Origin of the sequence: Bacillus sp. AFS088145 (assembly GCF_002564465.1) — a bacterium.
Classification (GTDB): Bacteria; Bacillota; Bacilli; order Bacillales; family Bacillaceae_G; genus Gottfriedia.
In genome coordinates this window covers 1-17,980 of record NZ_NUUX01000027.1, presented here as the reverse complement: position 1 = coordinate 17,980, position 17,980 = coordinate 1, and the positions used below count along the sequence as shown (strand labels likewise).

Sequence of the window (17,980 nt, the reverse complement as noted above, 5' to 3'; positions counted from 1 at the left end):
ATACCCTTCAGATATTTTTCTGAAGGGATTCTTTATTTTTATATATTCTCCGAAACTTGAGAAATGAAACAATTCTCCAAGGGCAAATATATCCGATTGCTACGGTAATAAACAGTGCTGCCTCAGTCTCATTGCCGAGCCACCTTAAATAATCGCGAAGTAGAAATCGGATTATAAAGATAATAACAAAGACGACGATGAAACTTCTGTTCTTTGTAGCGTAGATATATTGATCGGATCGGAGTTCATAGTTAGTCGTCCAAATAAGTGGAATAGATAAAATAAATCCAAAGAAAAGTGCACAAATCCATTCCCAACTAGCAGCATGAGCCTTCGGATTCAAAATAATGGGAATACTAGGTATCAGCAAAAATAGTATTGGAAGGAGAAGGCGAACCCCGCTTCCTTTAATTGGGTGATACATAGCTCTTGTTCTTCGCCATAATACTAATGCAGCAATCACAATAACAATCATATAAAAAGAAGAAACGTTCATAAATTCCCCCATAATTGATAAATTTTAACTAGATAGAAGTCATGTACATTTAAGTAGTGGCCTCAGTTATGAGATTTCAAAAACAATAAACTTTTTTATGTATATTCCTAGGGTATAGAGTTAAGAAGTGAAAACGAAATTGATAAAATTCTTATGGTAATTCAAATATTAAAGAGAAAAATAGATTTTTGAAAATGATATTGTCATATTTTATATATGTGTTATTTGAACAAGGATACTAAAACTCTATATAAAAGGGATGCATGTTTTCATTCAAACAATATTCAATTCTCTGTTTGAAATTTTTCCAAGTTACCATCGCCAAAGCTTCCTTAATAGGAAAAAATCCCACTTCTAAACTTTCTGAAGAAGTTGTCAGGCTTCCCCCGATTGGTTTAGCTAAAAATAAAGTGTTACAAATTGAACCTCTAACATTTTGAAATACTCCACAAAATTTCAAAATTTCAATATCAATTCCACTTTCCTCTTTTGTTTCCCTAATTGCAGCTTCTTTCAATGATTCTCCTTCTTCAACTTGCCCACCTGGCATTTCCCAACCTCTTTGCGGACCCTTAATTAATAAAATTTCATTTTGTTCATTAATGACAATTGTCGCAGCTGAAATAATATGTTTGGGTGGCAAAGAATTATTTTCTGTATTTTTTTTCTTAGATAACATAGGAAATCCCCTTTCTACTTCTAACTCCTAAATAATACTTTTTATATATTCTTTTAAAACTTAGAAAGACCCTTCTTATTAAACAATACGGATTTTTTATAGTAACTATATCTCTATGGATGAAAATATCAATTATTCCGTTTAAATGGCAGTTAGCAAAATAGAAGGAAAATTTATCATCTCTGTCGAATTTTGAAGAATTAATACGATAAAGGAGATTTTCACATGGATTATATTAAAAATATGAGGAAATATATTGGTAACGAAACCCTATTCACTGTAGGTTGTGGAATAATTATAGAGGATAATGAACAAATATTATTGCAACACCGAACAGACGAAGACAATTGGTGCATTCCAGGTGGAATTATGGAAATTGGAGAAACTTTTGAGGAAGCAGCAAAAAGGGAATCTCTTGAAGAAACGGGACTTACTGTAACGGGCTTAGAGTTGTTTGGTATATATTCAGGTGAAAAATGCTTTGTTCAGTACCCTAATGGAGATAAAGCTTTCAGTGTTCAAATAATTTTTATATCCAAACAATTTACTGGAGAATTAAAACAAATGGATATTGAAAGCAGAGAACATCGATTTTTCAGTAAGACAGACCTTCCTGCTAACTTAAATCCACGCCAAAAACCATTTATAATTGATTGGGTAGAAGGTAAAAGACATCCAATTATTAAATAATTAACTTAACTTAGGCTTTTATAGAATTTATAAAGAGTGAAGGAACCAGAATAATTTTGATCTGGTTCTTTCACTCTTTGAATATAATGCTATATGCATATTTCACTTAACATTATCTTTCACTGCAGCTATTTCGCACAACTCCTACATACTCACAAATTATACTTCTTAATCGTTGAAGCATTTGCCAGAATAAATTGTATTAAATATTTGCGTGTATATATCCTTAATGTTACTTTCGTTTACTTTGTTATTATATAGTCCATAACCACAGAAATGATTTTCACCCAAAATACCCGTGGCATAGGATTGGTCGACAATATCAGGTGCGTCTTCGTATGATATTTCTCCATTTATAATTACAATATAATCTTTTTTGGAATCAATAAAAAAAAATGGAAGACCTAATTGTTTATAAATAGCTAGATATTTACGATTGGCGGCTTCCGAAAGATGCTCTTTTTTAATGAATATGGCATCAAATTCAGACGAAAGATTTTTACTTTCTTCCATTTTATCAAAATTAATATGTTTGAATTTCACATTCTCTTCTCTTACTTTCGGAAAATTACCTATCACACCAATAATTAATTTTTTTCCATTATAAAGAGGTGTGTAAATAGTATCAGAGTTACAACCAGTAAATATGACTGATAATAGTAATAAAACTGGAATTAATTTTTTCATAAAATTAGACTCCTGTTATGTAAGTAGTTGATTAGTTAGAAGCTCCTCAAAAGTAATTATACATTCAATATCCACTCTTGTAATTTGGGGGAATTTCGTCTTTTTCCACGAAATTAAATCATTCTAATGCAACTAATAAGCATTTTAGTGCAATAAAAAGAACGCCGAAGCAGTCAAACCCCATTAAAACAAGCATTTTATAGATTCATATGTTTATCTAACCAGTTAATTATTATATTTGATACTATATCGGGTTCGTCCCATTGAATCATATGGTTAGCATGATCAATTCCAATAACACTTATATCTTTTATAGTATGATTTAATTGTGAAATTCCAACCTCTCTCGCAAGATCAAGATTAGTCGGTAATGTTGCATGAATTAATATTACTGGTACCTTTATAAATGGATATGTTTTCGAAAATGGTTCTTTAAAAAATGCTTTTATAATTGATAAGACCGTAAATTTTGAAGTGATGAGTTCAAATTGATTTTGCTTATTTTTTTTAAAAAGCGAGGCGACATACTGTTCAATGTCTCTGCTCCATCTTTTTGTATAATTTTTATATTCTTGTATAACCTCTTCTCAATTATTATAAATTGATTTATCCATGTATTCACACCAACCAGAATAGGCTTTTTCAAATGTCATATCACTTTGATTTTCTGGAAATGTAAATCCGCCATCTAATAATATTCCTAGTACATTTTTAGGATGCATCTTTGTGAAATGGAGTACAGTATCTGCATCCCCAAGAGTGGCCCATTAGAAAAAATGGTTTAGTGATTACTTGCTCAAGAACGTTGTTATACCAAGATGACAAATTAGTAAATAAACATCCTCATTATCAAAGGCTTCCGTTTTGCCATGTCCAGGATGATCGAACACAATCAAATGAAATTTCTTTGCTAGAATTTTTGCTAATTCTTCAAAACTATACATTGCATTTCCAGCAAGACCGTGAAAACAAACGATAGTTGGATTTTCTTTATTACCATATTCGTAATAACTAACTTTTTTATTTTCTATGCTTAAGATAATATTTTGCAATGCTCGTACCCTCCAATTAAATAGATAAAATTATACTTCTATACTATTTTTGAGTTTTCCTCTATAGTCAAAAATAAAAACCCTTATTCTCTATTTAGAACAAAGGTTTTCTATTACTTTATTATCTAGTTACAAGCTGTCCACTTACTTTAGGTTCGTCCTCCACGATCGTACTATCATCATTTAATTTTTCCTTATTCACAAAATCAAAATCATTTAATCCATGATATAAACCTTCATTTTTCATAGGTTGCTTCTTTTTTTGCCCTGTTTGGCTTTCCATTAAACGCTCAATGCCCAATTTAATAAGATTAAAAGCAAATATCGAAACAATAAAAGCTATACTTGGTCCAATGATTACCCATGAATCAATCGATAACTCGATGTAATTTGCACCAATTATTGCAGACCATTCATTAGCTTGTGACATCGGTCGATCGACTCCAAGATCTAAGTAAAGAACTTTAACACCACCAATAAATAGTTTGAAAACTCCTAATTGGGTTAGTAAAAATAATGTTTGTATAGTCTGTTGTACAAATAATAAAAGGATACGGCTTCGTAAATATGGTATTACATGTTTACGGCGGATCCAACCATTACGTGCACCTATGACTCTAGAGCTAGTAATGAAATCATTTTTTAAAAAATCTCTTACTTCTTCACCAATTGAATTCATCAATACTGGTATCGAAATAATAATTAGTAATGATATTTGAATTGCTATTGTTTTTTCTTTTGCAGCTTCTGGAACATCATTTAACCTTTCAAAAAAAGGAAATATAATGATAACAGCTGGCACAAAACGAAATGCATTCAAAATTGGTTCAATAATTTTTAATAATCTTTGATTCATGAATCCAAAAATTGTGCCAAATAAACCGCCAAATATAACTCTCATTAGACCTACAACTATGGCAATGGATAAAGTGTATTTAGCACCATCAATTACCATCCAAAATACATCTCTTCCAAATCGGTCGACACCAAAAAGATATTTCCAACTTGGAGGATAACCATATGTATCTGTTAATTTACCTTCTGCATTATATAACAAAGCTGGGGCCGGTTTTATCGTATCCTTAATAAAGTAAGTATAAATAAAACTAAAGGTGATTAAGCCAAGTATGATAAAGCTACCTATTATAATTGGTAAATACTTTCTAATTTTTATCATATAGCTTGTCCCCCTTTCATTCTATTTACAATTTGTTTAAACAAAATCTCTAACAAAAAGAACGGGATAAATAGTAAAACTAGCGCCATAAAAAAGATTTCAGGCGATCTGCTGTTATTAAATAGAAATGAAAAGTAGCCCTTCATATTAAAGAACTTTTCTACAATTAATAGATTTGAAATCATCATCCAGAATATTAACTTACTATTACTTAATAAAGTAATCGCAACATTACTGAATATATGACGGATAATAATCCAAGAATTAGAAAGTCCCTTTGCTTTTGCATACTCTACATAATCTCTAATTTTTTCTTCCTGAATTGCCAGAAATAACATCTGGAAAAGTTGGATCGTAGGAATGATCGATACAAGGATGATTGGTAATGCGTAAGCTTTTGATTCAAAGCCACTTATTGGATCGACAATTTTAACACCGGTTTTATTAAAAATCCAGAAAAAGAAAATTTGAAATGTGCAAATCATTACTACGTCTGGTATAGATTGTAAGAAAAATAGGATACTATTCATTATTTTTCTAAATGATTTTAGACCTATATTTAGTATATAAGCAATCAATAATGCGACGAAAATTGAAAGTAAAAACGCGGAAAAAAGAATCGTAAAAGAATAAACGTATGGCTCTAAAAATACAGAAGAAAAAGGAACATATTGAAATTCTTTTAAGTAAACTTCTAAATTATCAAAGTAAAAAAAACTCCAAAAAAAGATTTGTAGTTGATTCCAAAACTCAACCAATCGCTCTCCTTTTGGTAAAAATAGAGTAAAAGAAGTAGCCGTAATTAAACCAATTCCGAATATAGTTAAACAAAACTGAAGAAGATATTTAGATATAATTCTACTTGTTTGTATCATGATACATACACAATCTAGTTCGTCTAATCGTGTATTATTTCCCCTCCTTTTCTTGCTTTATCTTATCTTTACCAAATACTAGAAAACCTCCATCACTTAATTTACCGAATTTCCAAAATGTACCGTACTGTTTAATATACATATATTTTTGGTTATGCTTTTTCCCTACTCTATAACCTATTGTAGTTGATCGAATGTTTTCACCATATTTGCCGAATTTGTCTTGAATGTTTTTTGGTTGCTCATCAGGCTTAAAAAATAATAAACCGGTTAAGTTTTTATTTTTTGTATCTAATAAAATTTTCTTATTTGCAGTACCATTTTCATCTGTTTTAATAGTAGTTTCGTAGATTACTTTCTTTGTATCATCATCTTTAAACAGAAGATTAAATTTAGCATTTTTAGGAAGTGATGATTCCACTTTAATCCCAACAGTTTTTAAATCATAAGTACCTTGTGGTTTAATAGCTAAATTTTGTGGAGGTTTTTTAATTGTACATGCTGTAAGTGCAACAGTTGCCAAAGATAGTAAACAGATCATTTTAAATTTTTTCATTCGTTCTTAAAAAACTCCTTTCTATGTAATAAAATTTATTTCCATAATTATTTCTGAAAGTTGGAATTTTTAACCAAATTCAATTAATTTTATCAAAATAATGAAGGCTTGTGCAGTAAAATTGTTATAATTTTCAATTTTATCGAATTATTTCACCTTTAAAATGTTTTTATACAGTATAATAGACTCGTACCAACTACTACTAAAGGAGGCAATTTGATGGAAAAAATGTTAGTAAAACGTTTAACACGTGCAGAGGTTCCAACAGAAATGACATGGAAATTAGAGGATTTATATCCGACTCGTGCAGAGTGGCTAGTTGCTTTAGAACTAATTGAAAATGATTTAGTAGAGGCGAAGTCATTAAAAGGTTCTGTTCTTAAGTCTGCTGAATCTTTAAAAAAGGCATTATTAACTTATGAATCTATTATGCTTCAATTAATTCGTTGTGGTACATATGTAAGCTTACGTCAGTCTGGAGATGGTTCAGATTCTCAAAATCAATCTGATAGTTTACAATTTTCTAGCTTAAGTACCAGAGCAAATACAACTTTAACGTTTATTCAGTCAGAGCTTTTACATTTAAATAATGAAATGTTAGAGGTATTTATTAAGGAAGAAAATGAAATTGAGGTTTTTAAATTATTATTAGAAGAAATTATTGCATCTAAAAAACATAGATTACTCCCTGAAACTGAAGAGGCTTTAGCTGCACTTGGTGAAGTTACTTCTGCCCCATATCGAATTTACCAAACTAGTAAGGCCGCTGATTTAAAATTCGATTCCTTTGAAGATGAAAATGGAAAAGAATTAGAAAATTCGTTTGCCATGTTTGAAAACTTATATGAATTCTCTCCGAATCATACAGTGCGTAAACAGGCGTATGAATCTTTTACTAAAACTCTTACCCAATACAAAAATACATATGCTTCGATCTATGCTACTCAAGTAAAAAAGGAAGTCGCTTTAAGTAAATTACGTAATTATGACTCAGTTACGCAAATGCTACTTGAAGATCATAAAGTATCTTTAGAAATGTATCATAATCAATTAAATATCATCTTTAAGGAACTAGCACCACATATGCGTAGACTAGCTAACTTAAAGAAAAAACAACTTGGACTTGAGTCGATTCATTTCTATGACTTAAAAGCTCCACTAGATCCAGATTTCAACCCAAGCACTACTTATGAAGAAGCAAAAGAAACGATTTTAAAATCACTAGAAATTATGGGGCCTGACTATGTTTCGATTATGGAAAAAGCGTTTGATGAGCGCTGGATTGATTATTCCGATAATGTTGGAAAATCAACAGGTGCATTTTGCTCTAGTCCATATGGAGTGCATCCATATATTTTAATTAGCTGGCAGGATACTATGAGAAATGCATTTGTACTTGCTCATGAGCTTGGACATGCTGGTCATTTCTATTATGCAAACAAATATCAACGCGTTGTAAATACTCGTCCTTCTATGTATTTTGTTGAAGCTCCATCGACTTTTAACGAGATGTTATTAGGCCAATATTTATTAAAACAAACGAATGATTCAAAAATGAAGCGTTGGGTCATCCTTCAATTACTAGGTACTTATTATCATAATTTTGTAACTCATTTACTTGAAGGTGAGTTCCAAAGAAGAGTTTATGAACTGGCTGAAAAAGGTACGCCTCTTACAGCGACAACATTCTGTGAAGTTAAAGGTAATGTACTAAAAGAATTTTGGGGAGATTCTGTTGAAATAGATGAAGGTGCAAGTTTAACTTGGATGCGCCAGCCTCATTATTATATGGGACTTTATCCATATACTTATTCTGCTGGATTGACTGCATCTACTGCAATTTCACGAAGAATTGAATCAGAGGGTCAATCAGTTATTGATTCTTGGATTGAAGTATTAAAAACAGGTGGATCGAAAAAACCTGTTGAACTTTTAAAAATGGCTGGCGTTGATCTAACAACAAGTGCACCGATCAAAGAAGCTGTTGAGTATGTTGGCTCTTTAGTGACTGAATTAGAGTCTCTTTTCTAAAAATATCAAAAAAACCTAAATTATTTTAATATAAATAATTTAGGTTTTTTTATTAGTTTTTCATTTGTTTCTTTTTACCTTTTGTTCCATTACTGTAAAGAATAAATCCAATACATCCGAATAAAATCGGTCCAAGTACGATTGGTAAATATTCTAATAATGTAGTATCTGGAGCTGGAATAAGTGTTAATCCAATTGTTCCAACTACTGAAATCATTCCAATGAGTGCAACGAACATAGCTAGTGAATTGCTTTTAATTTTAAACGGTCTGTTTATTTTTTTATCAGTCATACGAAGTTTAAGATATGCACTAATTAGAAATACATAAGGAATAAAAAATGCCAATGTCGACATTAAGATTAGCATATTTAATGCCTTTGAGACACTTGGTACAAAAGCAGAAAGAATTAAAATGAATGTAACTGCAACTGCTTGACCTAATACTAAAATTGATGGCATACCATCTTTATTTTCTTTTAATAAATTTTTAGGAAGAACATCCTTTGCACTTTCAGCAATCATCACACTAGGATTCAAAATTAAAAATGAAAGAGATCCTACAAATGCTAATAAAAAGCAGATTCCTAAAATTTGAGAAAGTGAAAAATTCAGTCCAAATTGTGAAGTTATTTTATCCGCAAATAAGTATAGTGCAGTCGCAGTTTGATCAGATGAAATTGTAATGACAAACTGGAAAGCAACTGTTGCCAGTATATAGACTAATGCAATAATAATTGATGTAATAAAAATTGCTCTCGGAAATGTTTTTTGTGGGTTTCTTACATTTCCCGCAATCGTTCCTAGCATTTCTGCCCCTGAAAAACCAAACATTAATGTTGATAAAAACATAATCGTTCCAAAAGACAAATTATTTGGCATGATCGTACTTTGTGTAAAGTGAGTAGCGCTTGGTTGACCGCTAAACATACTATAAAATCCGAAACCAAATATTAAAATTGCTGGAACTAATACGCCAAGTGGTGCGCCGATCGACGCAAGCCTTCCGCTCATTTTAGTACCTTTTAATGTAAGTAAAGTAACAATCCAAAATATAACACTAGATATAATAGCTGTTTTCATAGGATGACTTGCCATTTGTGGCTGGTTAATTCCATATGCAATCGCAATTGTAGTAGTTAATAAAAGTGATGGATAATACGTAAAATTAGCAATCCAAAAAAACCACGAACATAAAAATGAAGCTTTTTCTCCAAAAGCTTTTCGAACCCAAACACCCATACCGCCTTGATTTGGATAGGTTGTAGATAATTCAGCTACAATCAATCCGATTGGAATAAAATAAATTAACGCTGCAACAATCCAATAAAATATAGCTGAAGGACCAATTGTTGAAGCAAAAGCAATATTACGTAATCCTAAAATAGCATTTATACTTAAAAATGATAAACCCATAACACCTAATTTTTTAGTAGAATCCATGATGATACTGCACCTTTCAATAAAAAAATCTTCTATTTAATAATCACTTGAGTAATTATACAAATATATTAATATAAATTCAAACGTTATTTTATACTAGTATAATTTTTTGAATTAATGTAAAATTTCATCTTTAACGGATGGGTTATTGATAAAGTTTAGAACTCCGTTAAAAGAGTCAATATCTAATTGATTCTTCTATTAAAACACAAAAAAACCCACGAGTAATTTCCTCGTGGGCTACTTAATTTTTCAATCAACGTAACGAATAATTTCTGCAACTTCTTTACGTGCAAGTTTTTTCGCTGGTTCTGATGGATATCCAAGTGAAATGACCATGTTAATTTCGCGGTTTTCCTGGATATCTAAATACGTTCTGAGTTTATCTTGAGCTAATAGTACCGGACCTGTCATTGGACATGTTCCTAAGCCTAATGCATGTGCAGCTAACATTAAGTTTTGTGATGCTAAGCAGCTACTCTTAATTCCTTCTTCTTTCCAAACTTCATTTTCAACAAAACCAATTGGATCAAATATTTTAGTTCTGAATTTTGATTCATAAGGTGTTGCTAAACAAATAATTAAAACAGGTGCTTCTCTAAATGCTGTTGCATAAGGACCAAAAGAACGAACTAATAGTTTCCCTTCTTTTTCTAATCCTTTTTCCTTTGCTTTTTCAGCAACTTCATGTAGTGAATCCCAAGTCATCTCTTCAATTTTTTTAATTTTGTCAGTGTTTTTAATAATGATAAACTCCCAAGTTTGTGAGTTTGTATCACTTGGAGCATAACGTGCGCAGTCAATAATTTCTTCAATTATTTCATTTGATACTGCTTGATCAGTAAATTTTCGAATACTTCTTCTTCCGTGAATAATTTCTTTAAACGAATTGTAATCCATGCTTCCACCCTTTATTGTATATGCTGATCTTCATTCATCCCTTGATGTTTTACTAATTCATAGTAAAAACCTTGTTTATCAATTAATTCTTCATGTGAACCTCTCTCTATACACATTCCATTTTTCAAAACAAGTATTTGATTAGCATTTTTAATTGTATTAAGTCGATGAGCTATAACAAAGCTTGTTCGGCCTTGCATTAGTCTTTGTAAAGCTTCTTGAATTTTAATTTCCGTAATTGTATCAATACTACTTGTTGCTTCATCTAAAATTAAAATTGCAGGATTTGCTAGAATAGCTCGAGCAATTGAGAGAAGTTGCTTTTGACCTTGACTAATTTGCTGATCATCTTGTTGTAAAATTGTATCATATCCTTTTGAAGATTTCATAATAAAACTATGTGCATTGGCAAGCTTTGCTGCCTCTTCTACTTCTTCATCTGTTGCATCTAAACGACCATATCGAATATTTTCTCGAATTGTTCCTTTAAATAAAAATGAATCTTGTAAAACAAATGCCATTTGCTGTCTCAAGTTTTTTCTAGAATATTCACCAATACTTACACCATCTATGAGTATATCACCACTATTGATTTGATAAAAGCGTGAAAGTAAATTTACTACTGTAGTTTTACCTGCACCAGTTGGTCCGATTAAGGCAATTGTCTCACCTTGTGATACTTTGAATGAAACATCTGTTAATGTATTTGAATCCTTCCCATAAGAAAAATTAACATTTTTATATTCAACTTCACCTTGAATAACTTTTTGATCGTTAATAATATGGGATTCATCAATCGCTTCAATATCCTCATCGATGATGGAGAATACTCTTTCAGCACCAGCGATCGCAGAAAGTAATGTATTAAACTGATTTGATAAATCGTTTAAGGGGCGAGTAAATTGTCTTGAATACTCAGTAAAAACAACGATTGTTCCTATCGAGATATGACCCTTATAGGCAAAATAGCCACCAATACCTGCAATGATTGCAAAGCTCACATTATTTAATACATTCATGAATTTAGGAATAAATCCGGCAAAGATAAATGCCCAAAATCCTGAGTTTTTCAATTTTTCATTTTTAGTTAAAAAATCTCGAATCATTTTATCTTCTTGAGAGAAAGTCTTAATGATTCTTTGACCGGAAACTGTTTCTTCAATAAATCCATTTAACTCACCTAAGTTACGTTGTTGGATTTTATAAAGTTGGCCAGTACGGTGCGTTATCCATTTTATACCAATTATTAAAATTGGAACAATTGATAAAGTCAATAAAGTTAAGATTGGACTATACCAAAGCATAACTGAAACAGTACCGACTAAAGTTAAAACACTTGAAAATACTTGAATTACTGAAGTATTTAAAGTCGAACTAACATTTTCCAAGTCATTCGTTACACGGCTCATTAACTCTCCGTGTTGTCTTTTTTCAAAAAATGACATTGGTAATTTATGAAACATATTAAATAGTTCTGTTCTCATTTTTGTTACAGTGTTTTGAGCAATATCAATCATCCAAAAATTTTGTAAAAACAAAGATGCTGAATAACCTAAGTAAATAAACACTAAAGCAACGATTAACCAACTTAAACCACTTAAATTATCTTTTAGAATATAATGGTCGATTGAATAGCCAACTAATACAGGTCCTAATAAACCGAGTACAGAGCTTACTAAAACCATAGAAAGTACGACAACTAATTTACCTTTCATTAATGCTAGGTAAGACCATATTCTTTTTAATGTTGAGGAAACGTTATCTGCTCGAGAAGCTTCCTTTTTCTTCTTTTCCTTTGATAATTGTAAGTGTTTATATTGGAAAGGTTTAGTTAGCTCCTTTAACATTATGAATTTCCTCCCTTCCATATTGTGAATAGTAGATTGCTTTATATAATTTTGAACTTTTTAATAGAGATTCGTGTGTACCCTCTTCTACAAGTTCACCTTCATCAATAATTAGTATTTTATCTGCATTTTTTGCTGTGCTGATTTTTTGAGTGATGATTAATGTCGTACACTCGTAATTTTTTAAGGCTTCAATCAAGCTAGCTTCGGTTTTTAAATCTAATGCACTAGTACTATCATCAAGTAATAAGATACTAGGTTTACGAAGAATTGCTCTTGCAATCGAAAGTCTTTGTTTTTGCCCACCTGAAAGGTTAACTCCTTTTTGACCAATTAAACTTTCATATCCATTTGGGAAAGTCAAAATTGAATCGTGAATTTGCGCATGTTTAGCAGCTAAATAAACTTCTTCATCTGATGCACTTTCTCTTCCCATTAGTAAATTTTCTTTGATTGTTCCTGTAAATAGTAGAGCTTCTTGTGGTACATATCCAATTTGTCCTCTTAGTTGCTTACTGTTTATTTTACGTATATCTTGATCATCAATTAAAATTGTTCCAGAATTAACATCATATAAGCGAGGGATTAATTGGAATAAAGATGTTTTTCCAGAACCTGTTGAACCCAATATTGCAATTGTTTGTTCGGGGTATGCAACAAATGAAATATTTTTTAGCACTTCTTTTTCAGAATTTGGATAACTAAAAGAAACTTGATGGAATTGAATTTTTCCTTCTAAACGATTTGCTAGTTGGTTCCCTTCATTCTTTTCTACAAAGTCTTCTTCAATCGTTAATATTTCATCGATTCGTTCAGAAGAAGCTCTCATTCTTGAAAACGCACTAATAATAAATGAAAAGACAGTAAATGATGAAGTAATACGGGAAATATAGTTTACGATTGCAACAATATCTCCAATATTCGTTTCGTGTGAATGAACTTTACTATTTCCAAACCACAATACAATCAAAATGGAAGCATTCATAAATAGAAGCATGACTGGCATCGTAATTTCCATTGTTCGTAATGCAACAGAGGTTTTTTGTTTTAAATTTTGATTTATATGTTGAAATCGATTATTTTCATGGTCATTTCGTACAAAGGCTTTAATTAATTTCATTCCAACTAAATTTTCTCTTAGCACACTATTTACAATATCCACATTATCTTGAACATTTTTAAATAGCCTTCTACCTTTTTTAACCATCCAATTTAGGAATATAAATAAGAAAGGTAAAATTAAAAATAGTATAAATGAAAGCTTCCAATTCAAAATTAATGCCATTACGACACTACCAGTTACGATTAATGGTGCTCTCAAAATAATTCTTAAGCTCATAAAAACTGCACTTTGTAATTGTGATACGTCATTTGTCAATCTAGTAATGATTGATGAAGTTGGTAAATAACTAAACGTCGTAAATGAAAAGGTTTGTACTTTCTCAAATAATGTTTTCCTTAACGTAAATGAATAGCTTTGAGCAATATGAGTTGCATAAAAAGTATTTAATACTCCTCCAATAAAAGCAACGATCGATAACACGATCATGACGATTCCCCATTTTGTAACATAAGCCATGTCTTTGTGAACTATTCCATTGTTAATGATATTAGATAAAATATATGGTTGAAATAATTCAACTACTAACTCTAAAAGTAAAAAGACGATTGCTGCAAAAATAGATATTTTATATGGTTTTAAAAATTTAAAACTATTCACTTTAGTCACTCCCCTACTAAAGAGGTAATGATTAAAAACCCCTCCGTATTTTCTTATCTCTTTTTAATAAATATACAAAAATTTTAATAAAGGCATTTAAAACAGGAAAAGAACTCGTAATTAAACGAGTCCTCCTCATAAAAAGTTATCATTCAGTGATCGATAAAAATTCTTCAACGTCTTTTAGAGATAGTTTTACTGCCTTCTCCCAGAAATCACGTTTTGTTAAATCAACACCTAAATGTTTTTGAGCTAATTCTTCAACTGTCATAGAAGCAGTATCCTTTAAAAGAGCAATATATTTCTGTTCATAGCTCTTGCCTTCTTCTAATGCTTTTGCATAAATTCCTAATGAGAATAAGTATCCAAAAGTGTATGGGAAGTTATAAAACGGCACACCTGTAATATAAAAGTGTAGTTTTGATGCCCAGAAATGTGGATGATACTCTTCTAAAGCTCCACAATACGCTTCTTTTTGAGCTTCTTCCATTAGTTCATTTATTTTATTTTTACTTACGACACCATTTTTACGTTCTTCATAAAAACGCGTTTCAAACAGGAAGCGAGCATGAATATTCATATAAAATGCTACACTCCGTTGAATTTTATCTTCTAAAAGAGCTAAACGCTCCTGATCGGAACTCGCATTTTTAACAGCTGCATCAGCTACGATCATTTCTGCAAATGTTGAAGCTGTTTCAGCAACATTCATCGCATAATATTTATTAAGTGTATGAACATCTTTCATCGCAAATGAATGGAAAGCATGACCTAATTCATGTGCTAATGTCGAAACATTCGAAGGTGTACCTGAATAAGTCATGAAAATACGAGATTGGCTACTTTCAGGAAATCCTGTACAAAAACCTCCTGGACGTTTGCCCGCACGATCCTCTGCTTCAATCCAAGAGTCTTCAAACGCCATCTTTGTAAAACTAGTTAATTCATCACCAAACTTACCAAATTGATCCAATATAAATTCTGCACCTTCAGAATATGAAACGGTAGAATCAATATCAGCCACAGGTGCATCTAAATCATACCAACTTAATTTCTTTACGCCTAGTAATTTAGCTTTTCTTTCTAAATATTCAACAAATGGAGCTTTATTGTCGATTATCGCACCCCACATTGAATCAAGTGTTTCTTGACTCATACGATTAATTGATAATGGTTCTTTTAATACATTATTCCATCCACGTTGTCCATACACACTTAAACGGAAACCTGCAAGATGGTTTAATATTTTTGCGAAATAATCTGACTCTTCACCCCATGTTTCTTCCCATTTTTCAAAAATGTCTTTACGCACATTGCGTTCCTTAGAAGAAAATAGATTTGATGCTTGACCAACAGATAAAAGTTTATCATCATGTTCGATCTGCATTTTTCCAACAACAGTATCGTACATTTGGCCCCAACCATGATATCCGTCAACTGAAAGGGCAGTAATTAATGCCTCTTGTTCAACTGATAATAATTCACTAGCATTTTGACGACGCTCATTTAATGCGAAAGAAATTTCCTTAAACTCATCAGTTTCTAAAATATCTTTCCAAACAGAATCTTCAATTTTAGTTAATTGACTATGGAATTTTGTTAAAGAAGTAGAAAATGTTGCATAAAGCTGTGTTAAAGTTCCTCTTAATAAATTAGCCTTTTGATCAGCCATATTTTGAGCTTGTAAACAGCTAACAAATCCACCAGCTTGCGATAATTTCTTACCTATTACTTCAATATTACTTATGATATCAGCTAATTCCTCAACTTCATCACTACTTTTAGGAGCAGAAAACAAAGAAACCTGTCTTTCAATTCTTTCTACTAAATTAATAATTTCTTTTATGTATGAAGCGAATGCAGGAGATTCACTGCCTCCTTTAAAGAAAACATCTAAATCCCATGTAAGTGAATATGTATTTGTTGACATACGACCCCACCTTTTGGTTTTATAAGTACATTTGTTATTATACATTATTCAAAATATTTAGTCTAATCACACTACTTTTTACCAATTTTAAATCCTACACAAGCTTGTTGAATTTTGGTGTAATCGTACATTTTGTCTATTTATAATAGTAAGTAATGTTTAGCATGATTCATTCTGAAGGTAGTTTTTAGTAAACTTTAGTAGATTTTGAACTAAAATTCAGGATCTATTAAACCTTAAATATGATGTAAATATTACAAAACCTCACTAATTGTTACATAGTTTTTAATTCTAAATTAATAAAAACCATTTCAATTGTACTAAAAAAGTCTGTTTTTCTAGACTATTTAATACTTTATTGAAAAGTTTTTACTATTTAACTTTCTCCCTATTATCTTTTCAATTCAACGCTTCAGCCCTTTAAAATCAAGCACCTTGGCCCATAAATCAGCGATGAACATTCTTAAATGGGAACTATGTCGAATTAGCCTGTAACTATTTTACAGAATTTATAGAAAATTATAAAAAAAGGTAATATATTTGTAATATAAAATAAAACTACTGAAATCTTACTGTCACATTCCCATGGTAAAGTATTATACATAGAAGATGGACAGGAGCGGGAAATATGAAAAAATTAATGACATGTTTTGTTACTACTGTTATTCTAACAATGGGATTTACGACAAATACATACGCAGCAACTTACAAAGTTAAATCTGGAGATACCTTATCTGCTATAGCAAAAAAACAAAAGGTAACAGTTTCTCAGATTAAATCTTGGAACCATTTAAAATCAGACCTAATTAAAGTAAATCAAGTATTGCAAATTAAACCTGCAACTAAGAAAAAAACGACAACAACTAAAAAAACAACAGCTAAAGCTGCTACACCTTATAAAGTAATTAAAATGAAAGCTACAGCTTACACTGGTAGCTGTAAAGGATGTAGTGGTAAAACAGCTACTGGCATAGATTTAAAAAAGAATCCAAAAGCAAAAGTTATTTCTGTGGATCCAAAAGTAATTCCATTAGGTTCTAAAGTATATGTAGAAGGTTACGGCTATGCAATTGCTGGAGATACTGGCGGTTCACTAAAAGGAAATAAAATTGATGTATTTATCCCAAGTCAGAAAAATGCCCAAAAATGGGGAGTTAAAACAGTTACTGTAAAAGTTTATAAAAAATAAGAAAACGAGCCCTTAATTCGGGCTCGTTTTTCTATTTCTAATTCCATTCGGATTTAAGTCAAATAATCGCCGATCTAATTCATATAAGAATTCATTTCTCTTTTCCTCATTTGATCGAATCTCTAGCATCTCTAATTTTACGATTAATTTTCGAATACTTTTTCTTTGAGAAATTTCCAATGCATAGATTTTGTATGGTTCAAACCAAGGTTCCTTTTTTAATAAGTAAATTTTCCCTTGAATTAATTCATCATCTTTCTCATTAAAAGGATAACCAAAAAACTTTTTTGGCAAATAATCAAAGATCCAGTCAACAACTACTTGCATGATTAATTGAAACAATATTCGAAAAATAAAAAATAAAATTTTCAATACAACCTCGTGCATGGTTTTATCCCCTATTCCTTCTATTACCAATAATTTTATCATTTCTTTAGTTTAATAAAAATAACGATTTAATGACATAATCTTTTTAAAGCATATTTTCTGTCCTACAAATAAATAATAAAATTAAATATTTTGTTTTGGAGATGAAACCACTTGAAAGATAAACGTTTTACGATAACTGGAACCGACATTAACGAAGTGAAAAGAAAAAATGCACATTCTGGTTTAACTTATAATCAAGTTAAACAATTACTTGCAGAAAAATATATGAAAGAACGGGAAAAATAAAGAATTATTGATTCCTTGCATGTAGACTAAAAAAC

17 protein-coding genes are annotated in these 17,980 nt (G+C 30.9%); 4 read left to right on the top strand and 13 right to left on the bottom strand.

Features of this window, described 5'->3' with window-relative positions; all coding sequences use genetic code 11:
* Positions 1–7: 7 nt before the first annotated feature.
* A complete protein-coding gene (locus tag COI44_RS17110) occupies positions 8–496 on the bottom strand; it encodes a CcdC protein domain-containing protein (RefSeq protein WP_098429005.1) in 489 nt (162 codons plus the stop codon).
* A gap of 238 nt (positions 497–734) precedes the next feature.
* Positions 735–1,175: an NUDIX hydrolase gene (locus COI44_RS17105; RefSeq protein WP_098429004.1), complete on the bottom strand. Its 441-nt coding sequence runs from the start codon at positions 1,173–1,175 to the stop codon at positions 735–737.
* A 225-nt stretch (positions 1,176–1,400) separates the two neighbouring features.
* Between COI44_RS17105 and COI44_RS17100 the strand changes: the two genes are divergently transcribed.
* The gene (locus tag COI44_RS17100) at positions 1,401–1,865 is read left to right on the top strand and encodes an NUDIX hydrolase (RefSeq protein ID WP_098429003.1); all 465 of its coding nucleotides are present in this window, start codon (positions 1,401–1,403) and stop codon (positions 1,863–1,865) included.
* Positions 1,866–2,033: 168 nt separating this feature from the next.
* Here COI44_RS17100 and COI44_RS17095 read toward each other — a convergent pair whose 3' ends face one another.
* The 5 genes from COI44_RS17095 to COI44_RS17075 all read right to left on the bottom strand — a co-directional run bounded on the left by COI44_RS17095 (position 2,034) and on the right by COI44_RS17075 (position 6,212).
* Complete coding sequence (locus COI44_RS17095) at positions 2,034–2,552, bottom strand: hypothetical protein (RefSeq protein WP_098429002.1); 519 nt, start codon at positions 2,550–2,552, stop codon at positions 2,034–2,036.
* A gap of 788 nt (positions 2,553–3,340) precedes the next feature.
* A complete protein-coding gene (locus COI44_RS24670; RefSeq protein WP_286163963.1) occupies positions 3,341–3,604 on the bottom strand; it encodes an alpha/beta fold hydrolase in 264 nt (87 codons plus the stop codon).
* A gap of 121 nt (positions 3,605–3,725) precedes the next feature.
* Positions 3,726–4,781: a peptide ABC transporter permease gene (locus COI44_RS17085; RefSeq protein WP_098429001.1), complete on the bottom strand. Its 1,056-nt coding sequence runs from the start codon at positions 4,779–4,781 to the stop codon at positions 3,726–3,728.
* Entirely contained in the window at positions 4,778–5,656 is an 879-nt protein-coding gene (locus COI44_RS17080) for an ABC transporter permease subunit (protein ID WP_098429000.1), read from the bottom strand. Before COI44_RS17080 ends, COI44_RS17085 begins: the two co-directional genes overlap by 4 nt.
* 34 nt (positions 5,657–5,690) lie before the next feature.
* Positions 5,691–6,212, bottom strand: a complete 522-nt coding sequence (locus COI44_RS17075; protein WP_098428999.1) for a hypothetical protein — start codon at positions 6,210–6,212, stop codon at positions 5,691–5,693.
* A 219-nt stretch (positions 6,213–6,431) separates the two neighbouring features.
* Between COI44_RS17075 and pepF the strand changes: the two genes are divergently transcribed.
* Positions 6,432–8,243 (top strand): oligoendopeptidase F, encoded by a 1,812-nt coding sequence (gene pepF, locus COI44_RS17070; protein ID WP_098428998.1) that lies wholly within the window; start codon positions 6,432–6,434, stop codon positions 8,241–8,243.
* Between the two features lie 52 nt (positions 8,244–8,295).
* Here the strand turns inward: pepF and COI44_RS17065 are convergent, their stop codons facing one another.
* The 5 genes from COI44_RS17065 to COI44_RS17045 all read right to left on the bottom strand — a co-directional run bounded on the left by COI44_RS17065 (position 8,296) and on the right by COI44_RS17045 (position 16,081).
* Positions 8,296–9,684: an amino acid permease gene (locus COI44_RS17065; RefSeq protein ID WP_098428997.1), complete on the bottom strand. Its 1,389-nt coding sequence runs from the start codon at positions 9,682–9,684 to the stop codon at positions 8,296–8,298.
* A gap of 252 nt (positions 9,685–9,936) precedes the next feature.
* The gene (locus COI44_RS17060) at positions 9,937–10,584 is read right to left on the bottom strand and encodes a nitroreductase family protein (protein ID WP_098428996.1); all 648 of its coding nucleotides are present in this window, start codon (positions 10,582–10,584) and stop codon (positions 9,937–9,939) included.
* An 11-nt stretch (positions 10,585–10,595) separates the two neighbouring features.
* Positions 10,596–12,431 (bottom strand): ABC transporter ATP-binding protein, encoded by a 1,836-nt coding sequence (locus COI44_RS17055; RefSeq protein ID WP_098428995.1) that lies wholly within the window; start codon positions 12,429–12,431, stop codon positions 10,596–10,598.
* Positions 12,412–14,151 carry an ABC transporter ATP-binding protein gene (locus tag COI44_RS17050; protein ID WP_286163961.1) on the bottom strand — a complete coding sequence of 580 codons (1,740 nt, stop codon included), beginning with the start codon at positions 14,149–14,151 and terminating at the stop codon, positions 12,412–12,414. Before COI44_RS17050 ends, COI44_RS17055 begins: the two co-directional genes overlap by 20 nt.
* Before the next feature lie 148 nt (positions 14,152–14,299).
* Entirely contained in the window at positions 14,300–16,081 is a 1,782-nt protein-coding gene (locus tag COI44_RS17045; RefSeq protein WP_098428993.1) for a M3 family oligoendopeptidase, read from the bottom strand.
* Positions 16,082–16,709: 628 nt separating this feature from the next.
* On the opposite strand from COI44_RS17045, the gene COI44_RS17040 reads away from it, so the two are divergent.
* Positions 16,710–17,270: a 3D domain-containing protein gene (locus COI44_RS17040; protein WP_025671360.1), complete on the top strand. Its 561-nt coding sequence runs from the start codon at positions 16,710–16,712 to the stop codon at positions 17,268–17,270.
* A gap of 12 nt (positions 17,271–17,282) precedes the next feature.
* On the opposite strand, the gene COI44_RS17035 is transcribed toward COI44_RS17040, so the two are convergent.
* Positions 17,283–17,657, bottom strand: coding sequence for a hypothetical protein (locus COI44_RS17035; protein ID WP_098428992.1), 375 nt, complete (start codon positions 17,655–17,657; stop codon positions 17,283–17,285).
* A gap of 153 nt (positions 17,658–17,810) precedes the next feature.
* Between COI44_RS17035 and COI44_RS24665 the strand changes: the two genes are divergently transcribed.
* Entirely contained in the window at positions 17,811–17,945 is a 135-nt protein-coding gene (locus COI44_RS24665) for a hypothetical protein (protein WP_098428991.1), read from the top strand.
* Positions 17,946–17,980: the final 35 nt, after the last annotated feature.